The 13,649-nt window shown below is 68.3% G+C and carries 14 protein-coding genes; 7 read left to right on the top strand and 7 right to left on the bottom strand.

Annotated elements, in window-relative coordinates; translation table 11 throughout:
• Window positions 1–230: 230 nt before the first annotated feature.
• The gene (locus ABD050_RS01855) at window positions 231–431 is read left to right on the top strand and encodes a hypothetical protein (protein ID WP_343887416.1); all 201 of its coding nucleotides are present in this window, start codon (window positions 231–233) and stop codon (window positions 429–431) included.
• 11 nt (window positions 432–442) lie between these two features.
• Here the strand turns inward: ABD050_RS01855 and ABD050_RS01850 are convergent, their stop codons facing one another.
• Window positions 443–1,039: a DUF4142 domain-containing protein gene (locus ABD050_RS01850; RefSeq protein ID WP_343887415.1), complete on the bottom strand. Its 597-nt coding sequence runs from the start codon at window positions 1,037–1,039 to the stop codon at window positions 443–445.
• Window positions 1,040–1,284: 245 nt separating this feature from the next.
• Window positions 1,285–1,464 (bottom strand): antitoxin, encoded by a 180-nt coding sequence (locus ABD050_RS01845; RefSeq protein WP_343887414.1) that lies wholly within the window; start codon window positions 1,462–1,464, stop codon window positions 1,285–1,287.
• A 129-nt stretch (window positions 1,465–1,593) separates the two neighbouring features.
• Here ABD050_RS01845 and ABD050_RS01840 point away from each other — a divergent pair, with 129 nt between their 5' ends.
• The 5 genes from ABD050_RS01840 (at window position 1,594) to ABD050_RS01820 (ending at window position 5,226) form a co-directional block, all read left to right on the top strand.
• Window positions 1,594–2,520, top strand: coding sequence for a metallophosphoesterase family protein (locus tag ABD050_RS01840; RefSeq protein ID WP_343887413.1), 927 nt, complete (start codon window positions 1,594–1,596; stop codon window positions 2,518–2,520).
• A 14-nt stretch (window positions 2,521–2,534) separates the two neighbouring features.
• Window positions 2,535–2,888, top strand: coding sequence for a cupredoxin domain-containing protein (locus tag ABD050_RS01835; RefSeq protein ID WP_343887412.1), 354 nt, complete (start codon window positions 2,535–2,537; stop codon window positions 2,886–2,888).
• Between the two features lie 8 nt (window positions 2,889–2,896).
• A complete protein-coding gene (locus ABD050_RS01830; RefSeq protein WP_343887411.1) occupies window positions 2,897–3,511 on the top strand; it encodes a sigma-70 family RNA polymerase sigma factor in 615 nt (204 codons plus the stop codon).
• Window positions 3,508–4,254: an anti-sigma factor family protein gene (locus ABD050_RS01825; RefSeq protein WP_343887410.1), complete on the top strand. Its 747-nt coding sequence runs from the start codon at window positions 3,508–3,510 to the stop codon at window positions 4,252–4,254. The genes ABD050_RS01830 and ABD050_RS01825 overlap by 4 nt, the downstream gene beginning before the upstream one ends.
• Window positions 4,255–4,320: 66 nt before the next feature.
• On the top strand, window positions 4,321–5,226 hold the full coding sequence (locus ABD050_RS01820) for a DMT family transporter (RefSeq protein WP_343887409.1): 906 nt from the start codon (window positions 4,321–4,323) through the stop codon (window positions 5,224–5,226).
• On the opposite strand, the gene ABD050_RS01815 is transcribed toward ABD050_RS01820, so the two are convergent.
• The gene (locus ABD050_RS01815) at window positions 5,210–5,785 is read right to left on the bottom strand and encodes a DUF4142 domain-containing protein (protein WP_343887408.1); all 576 of its coding nucleotides are present in this window, start codon (window positions 5,783–5,785) and stop codon (window positions 5,210–5,212) included. The genes ABD050_RS01820 and ABD050_RS01815 overlap by 17 nt on opposite strands.
• A 253-nt stretch (window positions 5,786–6,038) precedes the next feature.
• Between ABD050_RS01815 and ABD050_RS01810 the strand changes: the two genes are divergently transcribed.
• Window positions 6,039–6,248: a cold-shock protein gene (locus tag ABD050_RS01810; protein ID WP_343887406.1), complete on the top strand. Its 210-nt coding sequence runs from the start codon at window positions 6,039–6,041 to the stop codon at window positions 6,246–6,248.
• A 62-nt stretch (window positions 6,249–6,310) separates the two neighbouring features.
• Here the strand turns inward: ABD050_RS01810 and ABD050_RS01805 are convergent, their stop codons facing one another.
• The 4 genes from ABD050_RS01805 to ABD050_RS01790 are packed head-to-tail and all read right to left on the bottom strand — an operon-like array spanning window position 6,311 to window position 13,443.
• Window positions 6,311–8,515 (bottom strand): putative bifunctional diguanylate cyclase/phosphodiesterase, encoded by a 2,205-nt coding sequence (locus ABD050_RS01805; protein ID WP_343887405.1) that lies wholly within the window; start codon window positions 8,513–8,515, stop codon window positions 6,311–6,313.
• A 5-nt stretch (window positions 8,516–8,520) separates the two neighbouring features.
• A complete protein-coding gene (locus ABD050_RS01800) occupies window positions 8,521–10,821 on the bottom strand; it encodes an ATP-binding protein (RefSeq protein ID WP_343887404.1) in 2,301 nt (766 codons plus the stop codon).
• The gene (locus ABD050_RS01795; protein WP_343887403.1) at window positions 10,821–12,908 is read right to left on the bottom strand and encodes a TonB-dependent receptor plug domain-containing protein; all 2,088 of its coding nucleotides are present in this window, start codon (window positions 12,906–12,908) and stop codon (window positions 10,821–10,823) included. Before ABD050_RS01795 ends, ABD050_RS01800 begins: the two co-directional genes overlap by 1 nt.
• 1 nt (window position 12,909) lies before the next feature.
• The gene (locus tag ABD050_RS01790; protein WP_343887402.1) at window positions 12,910–13,443 is read right to left on the bottom strand and encodes a YfiR/HmsC family protein; all 534 of its coding nucleotides are present in this window, start codon (window positions 13,441–13,443) and stop codon (window positions 12,910–12,912) included.
• Window positions 13,444–13,649: the final 206 nt, after the last annotated feature.

Raw genomic sequence — 13,649 nt, 5'->3', positions numbered from 1 at the left:
CGTCGGACGGCTAAAGCCTCTTACCGGCTGAAGCCGGTGGTTTTGACCTCAAAAAATGACAATAAAACATCGCGAATAACAGCGGGGAACAGCGGGAATCGGGGTCGCGGCCGGGCTCGCGGAGGCAAAGCGGATGCGAGCATCACCGGCATCCTCCACTCGACCCGGCCTTCACCGGACAAGGCGAGCGGGAGGTGACGCCGGCCCGCCCGCCCGCTAACAGCCCCCGGATGAGCATCACCGCAACCATCATGAACACCGTCACCGGCCGGCCGATCCAGAAGATGGTCTTCGGCCGCATGCCGCAGACCGGGGCCGGCTTCGTCCTCGAATCCGGCGAGCGCGTCACCGCGCAGCGCATCGATGTCGGCAAGCCGGCGCCCGGCAAGTTCGTCGCGCCGGTCGATATCTGGGTGACGGCGAAGGGCTGAGCCCGCCCGGCTTACAGCGTGTGCCGGATCGCCCTGATCTGGTCGAGATGCCCCTGCACCTTGCCGACGATGTCGGCCGCCGCGTCCTTCAGCGGGCCAGCCTGGCCCTTGTCGGCATAGGTCTGCATCAGCGTCAACGCCGCCTCGTGCGCCGAGACCTGCCCATCGGCATAGCGGTCGTCGAACTCGCCGCCGGTGAGCGCGCCGAGATCCTGCAGCCTGTTGCGCTGGTCCTCGCTGAGCGTCGCCCTGGGGGTGAGCGCCGGAGCCGACGCCGCCGCTGCTTTCCTGATCTCGGCGGTCGTCGCTGTGTGCTCGGTGATCATCATCGCCGCGAAGCTGCGCACATCGGGCGATTTCGCCAGCTTGAGCGCGAGATTGGCGGCTGCGATCTCGAACGCGTCGCCGCTCGCTGCCTGGTCGACGAATTGCTGCGCGGTCGGCGCCGCCTCCGGCGCCTGCCGGGCCTCGGCGGCCACGTTGGTCGCCGCTGCGGCCGAGGTGCCGGTGTCAGTGCTTGTTTCGGTCGGTTGCCCGCCAAAATGCTTCCCGCAGCCCCCGATCAGGAGGGCGGCAGCGATCGCGATGGTCGAAACAGTCTTGCGCACGGGCATTCCCTTGAAGTGAGCGGCCCCTGTAAAGAAGCCGCCCATGAAAATGAAGCGCGCGCTGAACGCGCTGGCCGGCGGGGGCGTTCCGTGCCGTGGATGGTGTACGGTGCCCCTATTCCGACCGTTGCGCATTGTGGCGGATACCGAGCATGAAGACGGCTCGCCGTCGAACCATATCGGATGATATGGGGCGCGATCGTAAGTGAATGGCTCGAGACTTGCGAGAGCGTCGCGCGTCCAGACTATTCGAGCCATTCGGGTGGAACTGGCTTCTCGTCGGGCGTTCCCCAGGTCGCCAGCCACGCAGCGACATCTGCGTGGTCGACGACGCGGCCTGCCTTTATGTCAGCTTCCGCGCGCGCATCGGCCGCTGCCTCTGCCTCGAGGTCATGGTGGTCGTAGATCGCGCGTTCAGCGTTCATAGGCTCAGTCATAACAAAACAGCCCGCGAATTGCGCGCCGCGCGCTCCGCCAGGATTATTCGCACGCTTCCGGGAATAAACCCCGGCCCCCACCGGTCTTGCTCTCCGAACCACCCGACGGAGCCCTGCATGACCGACCATCCCGACACAGCCACCACCCGCCGCGAGGCGCTCAAATGCATGGCATGGGCGGGCACCGGCGCGCTCTGGGCGCTGAACGGCGGCATCGCCTCGAGCAGCATGCTCGGCGCGGGCCCGGCAAGGGCGGTCGGCTTCACTTTCCTCCAGCTCAGCGACAGCCATGTCGGCTTCGCCAAGCCGGCCAACCCCGATGCCCGCGCCACCCTGCGCGAAGCGGTCGCGAAGATCATCGCGATGCCGGTGAAGCCCGATTTCATCATCCATACCGGCGACATCACCCAGCTCTCGCGCGACAGCGAGTTCGACGATGCCGACCAGATCCTGCGCGAAGCCGGCCTGCCGGTCTTCTTCGTGCCCGGCGAGCACGACATGGTCGACGAGGGTGCCGGCAAGGCATTCCTCGCCCGCTACGGTAAGAACACGCTCGGCGCCGGCTGGTACAGCTTCGATCACAAGGGGGTGCATTTCGTCGGCCTGGTCAATGTCGCCGACCTGAAGCCCGGCGGCATGGGCCGGCTCGGCGCCGACCAGATCGCCTGGCTGGCGAAGGACCTTGCCGGCCGCCCGGCCTCGACCCCGATCATCGTGATGGCGCATATCCCGCTCTGGACTGTCTATGCCGATTGGGGCTGGGGCACTGACGATGCCGCCGAGGCGCTGAAGCTGCTCGCGCGGTTCGGCTCGGTCTCGATCCTCAACGGCCATATCCACCAGATCGCGCAGAAGGTCGAAGGCCGGATGGTCTTCCACACCGCCCGCTCGACCGCCTTCCCCCAGCCCGCCCCGGGCACCGCCCCCTCGCCCGGCCCGCAGACAGTGCCCGCCGGCCAGCTCCACGCGCTGCTCGGCATCACTGATGTCGCCTTCCGCCGCGGCGCCGAGCGCATCGCCCTGGTCGATTCAACCCTCGCCTGAACGAAAGGTCCTTCATGAAACGCCTGATCCTCGCGGCACTGCTCGCCGCCACCCTGCCCCTCGGCCTTTCGGCCCCGCTCGCTTTTTCACAACCGGCGGTCTCGGCGCCCGCCGCCGCCGCGCCGATGGTCCATATCTCGAACTTCACCTTCGGGCCCCAGGCGCTGAAGATCCGCGCCGGGCAGACGGTCACCTGGGTGAATGACGACGATATCCCGCACAGCGTCGTCGCGGTCGACAGGAGTTTCAGGTCGAAAGTGCTCGATACCGGCGAGCGCTTCTCCTTCACCTTCGCGCACGCCGGCTCTTTTGCCTATTTCTGCGGCCTTCATCCGCATATGACGGGCAGCGTCACCGTCACGGGATAGGCTGGGATGTGAGCGAGAGAGGCGGCCTGTTCAGACCGTATCTGGTGCGCGGCACGCAGCGCACCAGCCCCGCGCCCGACAGCGCGGCGCGCTTCCGCGCGACCATGCTCCCGCATCTCGACGCTGCCTGGAATCTCGCCCGCTGGCTCGCGGGCGACCCTGCCGTCGCCGAGGATGTGGTCCAGGAGACGTTCCTGCGCGCCTTCCGCGCCTTCGACACCTATCAGGGCGGCGCGCCGCGTGCCTGGCTGTTCGCGATCCTGCGCAATTGCTGGCGGGACCGCGCGGGCGGCGACCAGGCGCGCGGCCAGGTGATCGTCAGCCATGCGAGCCTCACCGAAACCCAGGCGGCCGCGATCGAGGCGATCCCCGACGACGCCGAGAGCGCCGAGGCAGCGCTGATCCGAACCCAGGAGAGCGAGGCCCTGCGCGCCACCATCGCCGCGATTCCCGAGCCGTTCCGCGAGGCGCTGGTGCTGCGCGAGATGGAACAGATGCCCTATCGCGAGATCGCCGCGATCACCGGCGTGCCGATCGGCACCGTCATGTCGCGGCTCGCCCGGGCGCGCGAGATGCTGGCGAAGCTGCTCCTGCCCGAAGCGGAGCGAGAGGAACGCGCATGACTGCCTGTGCCGACCGCGACCATCTCCTCCACGCACTGCTCGACGACGAGCTCGACGCAGCCAATGCGGCCGCCTGCGAAGCGCATCTCAAGAGCTGCGCGGGCTGCGCCGCCGAATATGAGCGGCTCCTCGCGCTCCGCGAGATGCTGGCCGATCCGGCGCTCAGGCAGCCCGCCCCCGAGGGCCTGCGCGAACGGATCGAGGCAGCGCTGCCGCGCGAGGCCCCGGCCGCTCACGCCGCCCCGCCGTCGCGCTTCGCCTGGGCGGCGCTCGGTGCCGGCCTGTCGGCGGCGGCGAGCCTGGTGCTGGTGGTGGTCACCCGGCCGCCCGCCGCGCCGGGCCTCGAGCAGCAGGTCGTGGCGAGCCATGTCCGCTCGCTGCTCGCGAACCATCTCGTCGATGTCGTGACCTCGGACCAGCATGTCGTGAAGCCCTGGTTCAACGGCCGGATCGATTTCGCGCCGCCGACCCCCGATCTCAAGGCGCAGGGCTTCCCGCTCGCCGGCGGCCGGCTCGATTATATCGGCGGGCGGGTCGTCCCGGCGATCGTCTATCGCCGCCGGCTCCACACCATCAACCTGTTCGCCTGGCCGGCAACCGCCCCCGCGAAGCCCGCGACGGCGCAGTTCGAGGGCTATAATCTGCGCCACTGGCAGCAGGGCGGGCTCGATCTCTGGGCTGTCTCCGACGTCTCGCAGGCCGATCTCGCCCTGTTCGAACGCGATTTCGAAGCGGCGCGCTGACCCTTTTCAGCAGACACCGCCACCCCTTGACTGGCCATCCCCCCTCAACTCGGCTAGCCGCCCGCAATGCCCCGCATCTTCATCCTCGGCGATATCCGGCGCGGCGGATTGCTCGCCATCGCCGCCGCCTTGCTGTTCGGGCTCTCCACCCCGGCCGCGAAGCTGATCGTCGGCAGCGTCGATCCGCTGCTGCTCGCCGGCCTGCTCTATCTCGGCTCGGGGCTCGGCCTCACATTGTTCAGGCTGTTCAGGCGCCGCGACGGGCTGCATCTCGCCCGCGCCGATTATCCCTGGCTCGCCTGCATGGTCCTGTTCGGCGGCGCGATCGGGCCCGCCTTGCTGATGCAGGGGCTGACCGCGACGACCGGATCGGCCGCCTCGCTGCTGCTCACGCTCGAGGGCGTGTTCACCGCGCTCATCGCCTGGATCGTGTTTCGCGAGCCGTTCAACCGCCGCATCGGGCTCGGCATGGCGGCGATCTTCCTCGGCGCGGTGCTGCTCGGGCTGCGCGGCTCGCCGGGCCATGCCGGCCTGCTCGGCGCGCTGGCGATCACCGGGGCGTGCCTCGCCTGGGCGATCGACAATAATTGCACGGCCAAGATCGCCGATGTCGACGCGCTCACCCTCGCCGCGATCAAGGGCGTGTGCGCCGGCATCTTCAACATCGCGATCGCGCTTGCGGTCGGAAGCCGGTTGCCGGCGCTGCCCGAGATCGGCGCCGCCGCGACGGTCGGCTTTCTCGGCTATGGCCTCAGCCTCGTCCTGTTCGTGCTGGCGCTGCGCGAGATCGGGGCGGCGCGCACCGGCGCCTATTTCTCGACCGCGCCCTTTATCGGCGCGCTGATCGGCCTGGTCGCGCTGCGCGAGCCGCTGACCGTCACCCTTGCCGTCGCCGGGCTGCTGATGACGATCGGCGTATGGCTCCACCTCACCGAGGCGCCGGCGGCCCCCGAGCCTACATCGCCGCCTTGATCGCCTTGATCTTGTCGAGATGCGCCTGCACCCTGGGCACGATATCGCCCGCCGCCTTCTTGAGCGAGGGGGTTTCGCCCTTGTCGGCATAGACCCGCATCAGCGACAGCGTTGCGTGGTGCGCGGCGATCTGCTGATCGGCATAGGCCTTGTCGAAATCCCTGCCCGTCAGCGTGCCGAGATCGTCGAGCTTGCCCTTCTGGTCGTCGGTCAGCATCGGGTCGGGCTTGAGCGCCGGCCTGGCCGCCGCGGCGGCCGCCTTGATCTTCGCGGTCGAGCCATTGTGGTCGGCGATCATCATCGCGGCGAAGCTCTTCAGGTCGGCCGAGCCCGCTTTCTCCTTCGCGAGCCTGGCCGAGGCGATCTCGAAGGCGTCGCTTCTGGCTGCCTTGTCGACGAATTCCTGCGCGGTCGGGGTCGGCAGCACCGCCACCTTCACATCGTCGGCCGCGTTCGACAGCAGGTCGCCGGTCTTGTCGGCGCGCTGCTCCGCCTTGGGGCCGCACGCCCCGAGCGCGAGCGCGGCCGAGATCGCGATGATCGAAACGGTGTTGCGCACGGTGTGTCTCCCTTGAAGCCCTTACGGCAGCGTGAGAAAAAACTGCGCCCTGAACGCGCCGCGCCGCACGGTCGTTCCGGCCGTTTCGGATCGCCGCTTGCCCATTGGCGCGATTGCGCCCATAGCGGTCGCATCGAGTTTCGGCCGAACGACCTGGCCCCGCCGCAAAATGCGCGCCTCTTCCCGAATCCAGATCTCGACCCGACCGCCGTGCACCCTGTGCGGCGGCACTATCACTATCAAGGAATACCCCATGGCTACGGGAACGGTAAAATGGTTCAATTCGCAAAAGGGCTTCGGCTTCATCCAGCCTGACGACAACAGCACTGACGTGTTCGTTCACATCAGCGCCGTCGAGCGCGCCGGCCTCAACGGCCTCGATGAGAACCAGAAGGTCTCCTACGAAGTCGTCGCGGACAGCCGCAGCGGCAAATCCTCGGCCGAGGAACTGCGCGCCCTCTGATCGGCGGTCAGCGGTAACGATACGCCCCGTGCCCGGTCAGCGGTCGCGGGGCGTTTTGCCGCCTATTTCACCGCCCGCACCGACCGCGGCGCCGTCGCCATGATGTCGCGCAGCGCGCCCAGGGAATGCCGGGTGCCCAGCATGTCGGCCACCGCATCGGCCGGCAGCGGCTCGCTCAGCAGGAAGCCCTGAATCTCCTCGCAATGCTGGCGCTCGAGATAGTCGAGCTGCGCCGTGGTCTCGACCCCCTCGGCGATGCAGCCAAGGTCGAGGCTCTGCGCGAGGTGAAGGATGCTCTGGACGACCGCGGCGGCGTTGGGATGCGTGATCACGTCGCGCATGAACGACCGGTCGATCTTGATCCGGTCGAGCGGAAAGCGCCTGACATAGGCAAGCGACGACCAGCCGGTGCCGAAATCGTCGAGCGACAGGCTGACGCCGAGCGCCTTCAGTCGCCGCATCGTCTGGATGGTGGTCTCGGTGTCGTCGAGCGTCAGGCTCTCGGTGAGCTCGAGCTCGAGCCATTTCGCCTCGAGCCCGGCCTCGTCGAGCGCGCGCCGGATGGTCTCGACGATATCGCCGCGATAGAATTGCTGCGCTGACAGGTTCACCGCCATCCGCACCGGCGGCAGGCCTTTCGCCTGCCATGCGGCATTCTGGCGGCAGGCGGACATCAGCACCCATTCGCCGACATCGACCATCAGCCCGAGTTCCTCGAGCAGCGGGACGAACAGCGTCGGCGAGATCTGCCCATGGACCGGGTGGTTCCAGCGGATCAGCGCCTCGACCGCGGTGATCTGGCCCGAGGCGAGCGCGAGCTGCGGCTGATAATGGAGCGTGAATTCGCCGCGGGCGCAGGCCTGATGGACGTCATTGACCAAGATGTGCCGGCGCTGCGCCGCCTCGTTCAGCGCGGGCGTGAAGAAACGGTGGCCGCCCCGGCCATTCTCCTTGGCGTCGTACATCGCCGTGTCGGCGGCGCGCAGCAGGGCGCCGGCATCCTCGCCATCGGCCGGGAACAGGCTGACGCCGATGCTGCCGCCGATATGCAGGCGATGCTGGTCGATCGGAAAGGGTTCGACCAGCGCCGCCTGGATCTTGCGCGCGACCACCGACGCATCCTCGCCGCCGGTGACGTCCGACAGCGTGATGACGAACTCGTCGCCGCCGACCCGTGCCGCCGTGTCGGTTTCGCGCAGGCACTGGCGCAGCCGCACCGCCACCGCTTCAAGCAGCTGGTCGCCGACATGGTGGCCGAGCGAATCGTTGATGTGCTTGAAATGGTCGAGATCGAGCATCAGCACCGCGACCTGCTTGCCGCAGCGGCGCGCCTGCGCGATCGCCATGGCGAGCCGGTCGGCGAGCATGATGCGGTTCGGCAGGCCGGTCAGCGCATCGTGCAGCGCCATGTAGCGGATCCGCGCCTCGGCCTCGCGACGATCGGTGATGTCGCGGATATTGCACTGGATGATGCCCTTGCCGCCCGCCTGGTAGAGCGTGCCGATCATCTCGACCTCGATCGACGACCCGTCGCCTCGTTCGATCACCCAGTCGTCATAGCGGATATGCTCGAGCAGCTTGATCTCGGCCACCAGCGCCTTGCAGGTGGAGACCTTGCGAAAGGGCGCGAGCTCCGGCAGCCGGTGGCCGATCAGCGCGGCATGGCCATGCCCCAGCATCGCGGTGATCGCCGGGTTGGCGTCGGTGACCTGCCCGGTCTCGCTGTCGAGCAGCAGGATGCCGTCGGTCGCCGTCTCGAACAGCCGCCGGTAGCGCAGCTCGGAGAAGCGCAGGGCGGTTTCCGCGCCGCGCCGCGCGACGATCTCCTCGCGCAGCTCCTGGTTCTGCGCGACCACCCGCAGCTGCGCCGCGCGAAGCGCGAGATGGGTGCGGACGCGCGCGAGCAGCTCCTCGATCTGGAAGGGCTTGCTCACATAGTCGATGCCGCCCGCCTCGAAGCCGGCCACCTTGTCGTCGATATCCGACAGGGCCGTCATGAAGATCACCGGGATATCGCGCGTCGCCGGATCGGCCTTCAACCGGCGGCAGGTCTCGAAGCCGTCGATGCCGGGCATCATCACGTCGAGCAGGATCAGGTCGGGCTGGCCGAACGCAGCGCGCTTCAGCGCTTCCTCGCCGCCCTGGGCGACCGTCACCTCGAAGCCGTGATCCTCGAGATGATCGACCACCACGGCAAGGTTCACCGGATTGTCGTCGACGATCAGGACCGTCCTGGACAGGAGGTCGACGACTGAAATCTTGCTCATGGTGCTCATGATGCCATCGCTTTTTCGGGGTCTAGATATTGTTCGACCAGGTCCTGGATCGCCTGGGCGTTGTAGATCCGCGCGAAGCGCTGCAGCGCGTCGGCGAAGGGGCGGTAACGCGGGTCGAGCGTCACCAGATAATCGGCATGCGTCCTGATCGCGCGGATGTTGCCCGCCTTGGCGAGCGCGTGGAGCACCGCGATCTCGGCCGCGGGCGGCGGCAGCAGCGCCTCCGCCGCGCGCGCGGGATCGTCGCGCGCCGCCTCGCCGCCGGTCCAGGTCACGCCGAGAAGCCGGCCGATCGCGGCGATCAGCTCCTCATGGTCGACCGGCTTGGTCAGGAAGCCGTCGGCGCCGGCGGCAAGGCTGCGCTCGCGGTCCTCGGGCGTGGCGCCCGCCGAAAAGGCGATGAGCGCGACCGCGCCGAGCGTGTCGTGCGCGCGGATCAGCCGCATCGCCTCGATCCCGTCCATCACCGGCATCCTGATGTCCATCAGGATCAGGTCGGGCCGCACCGCCTCGGCCTGGGCGATGCCCTCCAGGCCGTCCGCAGCCTGATGGGTGACAAAGCCGAGCGCGCCAAGCGTATCGGCCATCACGTCGCGGTTCTCGGCGATATCGTCGACGATCAGCACGCTGCGCCGCGCGCCTTCATATCCGGTCGCGGCGATCGCGCGCGGCACCGCGCCCGGCTCGGCCGCCAGCACCGGCATGTCGAGCGTGAAGCTGAACCGGCTGCCCTCGCCCTGCCGGCTCTCGACCTCGATCCTGCTCTTCATCAGCCCCACCAGCTGGCGGCTGATGCTGAGGCCGAGGCCGGTGCCGCCGGTACGGCGCGCGCGCGCGCCGACCTGCTCGAACGGCTGGAAGATGGCCGGCAGGTCATCGGCCGCGATGCCGACGCCGGTATCGCTCACCGCGAACAGGATCCGCGCCGCGGTCGCGGTCTTCGATGCCAGGCCGACATGCAGCACGATTTTCCCGCGATCAGTGAACTTCACTGCATTGCCGAGCAGGTTGAGCAGCACCTGGCGCAGCCTCTTCTCGTCGCCGAGCACGAAGGCCGGCAGGTCGTCGTCGATCTCGCAGGCGAAACCGAGCGCCTTCTCCTCGGTGCGCACGCGGATGATGTCGCTGGCCCCGCGCAGAAAGTCGCGCAGGTTGAACGCCGCCGGGGTGAGCTCGAACTTGCCGGCCTCGATCTTGGAGAGATCGAGGATGTCGGTGATCAGGGTCAGCAGATGCATCCCGCTCTGGTGGATCGTGCGGGCGGCATTTTCCTGGCGCTCGTTCAGGCTGTGGTCGCGGCCCAGCAGCTGGGCATAGCCGAGGATCGCATTCAGCGGCGTACGCAGCTCGTGGCTCATATTGGCGAGGAATTCGGATTTGGCTTCATTGGCCGTCTCGGCCGCCGCCTTGGCGAGCGAGAGGGCGCGGTTCTTCGCCTCGATCTGCCCGAGCCGCCGCGCTTCGAGCGCCTGGATGCGAAAGGTCTCGAGCGCGCTCACCACTGCGCCGAGCTCGTCGGCGCGGGCAAGGCGGGCAATATCGACGTCATAATCGGCCGCGGCGAAGCGGGCGGTGGCGTCGGCGATCGCCCTGATCGGCCTGACGGTTGCGAGGCCGATGCGCCAGGTCGCGAGCGGAACGCCGATCAGCGCGATCAGGATGACCAGCGCAAACGTCACCCGGCTCGCGGCGACATGCATACCGACCACCCGCACCCGCTCGTTCGTCTCGGCGATTCCCCGGCGGGCGACATGATTGATATTGGCGACGACGCGCTCGGCATTGGCGTGGAACGGCTTGAGCATCGCCTCGGTGGCGGCGAAATTGACGCCGAGCATCGTCGTGACGACACCGACGGCCTCCGAATATTGCTCGACGTCGCTGCGGGCGGCGCGGACATGGTCCAGATTCTGGCGGCCGATCTCGGTACCCTCGAACTCTTTCAGGTTGCGATCGACGACCGCCAGCGCGGCGCGGATGTCGCGGGCGCGCGCCGCGATGTCGTTCCGCCCCGGATGAAGCGCCTCGTCGCTCACCAACCGCCCGAAATTCGCATCGGCGCGTTCGAACCGCGCATCGGTATCGGCCAGCTTCGCTGCATCGGGCATGGCGACCTCGACGACATAGGCCGTGTTGTTGCGCACGTCCTGCAGCAGCCAGACCTCCATTGCCGCCGTCAGCATGAACATGGCGACGGTGAGCGCCGGGATGACGCCGAATTTGGCGAGCAGCGGCCAGTCGGCAAGCCGGCGCCACCGGCCCGCCGGCGCGGTCGCGAAGCGAAGCACCGAGCGCATCAGAAGTGCAGCCTCAGGCCGGCGCGCAGCCGCCGCTCGGCGGGGATCGGCGAGAGGCCGGCGCCGGCCGCATCATTGAGGTTCTCGCCGGCCAGCTCGAGCGTCACGCCGTGGCGAAGCTCGACCGCCAGCTTCGCGTCGAACGTGAGGGTTGCGGGAATATCGACCAGCGCAAAGGGCCCGTTGCTGCCCACGAGCTGCCGGATGCCGCTCCTGTAGCGCGCCGCGACGCTGGCGAGCCAGGGGCCGTGCTCATAGCTGATCTGCGCCTTGATCCTGTGCTCCGGCGTCGAGCGCGCGAGCGAGATCGGCCAGGCGAAGCTGCCGGGGCCGGCGCCGCCATTTCCCGAAATATCCTGCCGGGCATGAGTCCAGCCATAATTGGCCATCCAGGCGACATGCGTGCCGACATGGCCGGACAGCGACGCCTCGAGGCCGAAGGCAGTGAAGGAGCCGACATTCTGCGATGCCAGGGCGATGAAGGGATAGGCAGGCGGCCCGGCGAGCGGTGGCGACGGCGTGCCGGGCGAGCTGATCAGGTCGCTGCTGCGATTGTAGAAGCCGGTCAGCTCGAACCGGCTGCCGGAATCGCCGAGCGTGCGGGTATAGCCGATCTCGCCGCTCCACACCGGCGACGGATGGATGCCGGGATCGCCGAGGAAGACGAGCGGGATCGACAGGCCCGGAATCGGGAAGACGAGGCGCGAGGACAGATCGAACAGCGACGGCGCCTGGACGCCCCTGGCGAGGCTCGCCCGAACCGAGCCCGACGCGCCGATCTTGCCGACAAGCGCCCCGTTGAAGCTCAGCTCGTTGCTGATGCGCGCGAAATCGGCATTGGTGAAAAGGCTTGGCTGGTCGACCGGGCCCTCGCGGCCGAGCACGAGATGGTCGAACCGGCCGGCGACCGTCAGCGTGACCGCGTCGCTCAGCGCGCTCTCCCACATGCCGCTCAGCGCATAGACCTTGTAGAAGGTCGCGTCGGGATAGCCCGGCGTCTGCACCAGCGCGTTGTCGCGATATTCGATCCCGCCGCGCACCGTGTTCGACGTGCCGATCCGGACGAGCGCGTCGGCCGAGGCGACGAAGACATTGTTGTGGAACCGGAGCGGGTCAGCCAGCACGTCGACCGGTGCCGTGATGTCGGACTGGTTGCGATAGGCCCGGGCCGACAGCGCGCCCCAGCCGGTGTCATGCGAGATGCGCGCGCCGACCGAGGTGAAATAGTTGAGGCTCTTGCCCATCAGCAGCACATGGATGAATTCCTGCTGGCGGCTGTAGCTGTGGCTGGCGCTGAGCACTGCCTCGGTGCGGTCGTCGATCCTGGCATAGAGTTCGCCGGCGACCGCGACATGCACCGGGTCAAGGGCATATCCCCCCGGCACCGGGCTGACCGGCGCGCCCGCCAGCCCCTCGAGCTCGCGCGACCGGCCATAGCCGCCCGAAAGCCGGAGCCCGAGATGCGTGCCGAGCTTGAAGGCGGCGCCGGCCGAAAGCTGGCTATAGCCATGGTCGCCGGCCTCGACGGTCGCGGTGAGCTGCTGGGTCTGGAGCGGGTTGATCGTGATGATGTTGATCACGCCCGAGACGGCGTTGAACCCGAACAGCGCGCTGTTGGGCCCGCGCACGACCTCGATCTGCTGGATATCGTCGAGCTCGACGCCGAGCCCGGCCCAGTTGGTCATGCCATAATGGTCGAGATAGACCTGGTGGCCGTTCACCAGCACGAGCAGCCGGGCATTATAGGGCTGGACCCCGCCGCGGATGCTGACGTCGGACTGGCCGGCGGTCCAGCGGGCGACGTCGATCCCGGCATAGGCGCGGATCAGCCCGACAATGTCGCGCGCCGGCGAGCGCCTGATATCGTCGCGGGTGATGATGGTCAGCGCGGCCGGCGCTTCGGAGGCGCGCTGCGGCTTGCCGGTGACGCTGGTGGTGACCGGCTCGCCGAACAGCGCCTCGAGCTTTTCGTGATCGACGCTCTGCGCCGCCGCCACCCCGGGCAAGCCGGACAGGATCAGGCACGCCCCCATCAGGCGGCTGCGGGCTGCGGTGCGCGATCGGCGATGCTGGCTGGCGCGCGCCATGTCAGATTTCCTTGATGAGCATGAGAAAGGCCGAACTGAATTTGAGCTTCGCTGCCCGGGTGGCGGCTCGGCTGACGGTGATCTGGACCCGGTTGGCCGCGCTGATCGTCACCACGCACTGCGCGGCGCGGGTGCAGGCGGGATCGCCGCTGATCGTCAGGATCGAGCGCGATGCCGCCGCCGCGGCGACCTCCCGGTAGTCGGTGCCGACCGTGACGAAGGCGACCCTGGCGCCGGCGAGTTCGCCCAGCGCGGTCGAGGCCACCCGGCGCGGCCTGAGCGTCAGCGATCCGACCACGAGCCCGCTGCCGAGCGCACGTTCTATCCCGCGCGCTTCCCGTTCGGAGGCGCCGTCACCGGGTCTGTAGACGATGGCGGCGGTGACCGTCCCGCTGAGCGCCGGCTGCAGAAAGGACGCGACTCTTCCCGCGACGAGGACGGCGCTGCTCGCCATCTGCGCCGATGTTGCCTCGCCTGCCATCAGGCACATTGCGAGGGCGGTGGCATGCCCAAGCCAGAGGCGCGATTTCAGCACATATCTTCCCTCTCCCCATCGTCCGGACGGGGTCGGGAGGAGCTTGCGCCGGAAAGGTGAATAATTGCCGCGCTCCCCGCCTAGGTATAATTACTATGCGCAACCCTCTCTTTCCCCTCGGAAAATAGCGCTGTCGGCGTGCCCCCGGGGCGCGGCCCGTCCGCGGCCCCGGGATGGTGCGCGGGCCATCCGAAAAGCCGCTGGCG

This window comes from Sphingomonas oligophenolica (genome assembly GCF_039522915.1).
GTDB classification, from domain to species: Bacteria; Pseudomonadota; Alphaproteobacteria; order Sphingomonadales; family Sphingomonadaceae; genus Sphingomonas; species Sphingomonas oligophenolica.
Note: the sequence above shows the minus strand (reverse complement) of the source record. Positions and strands in the feature narration are given on the sequence as shown.

Excerpts from the sequence above, each read along its gene's own strand:
- ABD050_RS01855 (WP_343887416.1), top strand. The coding sequence starts at position 231 with ATGAGCATCACCGCAACCATCATGAACACCGTCACCGGCCGGCCGATC.
- ABD050_RS01845 (WP_343887414.1), bottom strand. The coding sequence starts at position 1,464 with ATGAACGCTGAACGCGCGATCTACGACCACCATGACCTCGAGGCAGAG.
- ABD050_RS01840 (WP_343887413.1), top strand. The coding sequence starts at position 1,594 with ATGACCGACCATCCCGACACAGCCACCACCCGCCGCGAGGCGCTCAAA.
- ABD050_RS01835 (WP_343887412.1), top strand. The coding sequence starts at position 2,535 with ATGAAACGCCTGATCCTCGCGGCACTGCTCGCCGCCACCCTGCCCCTC.
- ABD050_RS01825 (WP_343887410.1), top strand. The coding sequence starts at position 3,508 with ATGACTGCCTGTGCCGACCGCGACCATCTCCTCCACGCACTGCTCGAC.
- ABD050_RS01820 (WP_343887409.1), top strand. The coding sequence starts at position 4,321 with ATGCCCCGCATCTTCATCCTCGGCGATATCCGGCGCGGCGGATTGCTC.
- ABD050_RS01810 (WP_343887406.1), top strand. The coding sequence starts at position 6,039 with ATGGCTACGGGAACGGTAAAATGGTTCAATTCGCAAAAGGGCTTCGGC.
- ABD050_RS01805 (WP_343887405.1), bottom strand. The coding sequence starts at position 8,515 with ATGAGCAAGATTTCAGTCGTCGACCTCCTGTCCAGGACGGTCCTGATC.
- ABD050_RS01800 (WP_343887404.1), bottom strand. The coding sequence starts at position 10,821 with ATGCGCTCGGTGCTTCGCTTCGCGACCGCGCCGGCGGGCCGGTGGCGC.
- ABD050_RS01795 (WP_343887403.1), bottom strand. The coding sequence starts at position 12,908 with ATGGCGCGCGCCAGCCAGCATCGCCGATCGCGCACCGCAGCCCGCAGC.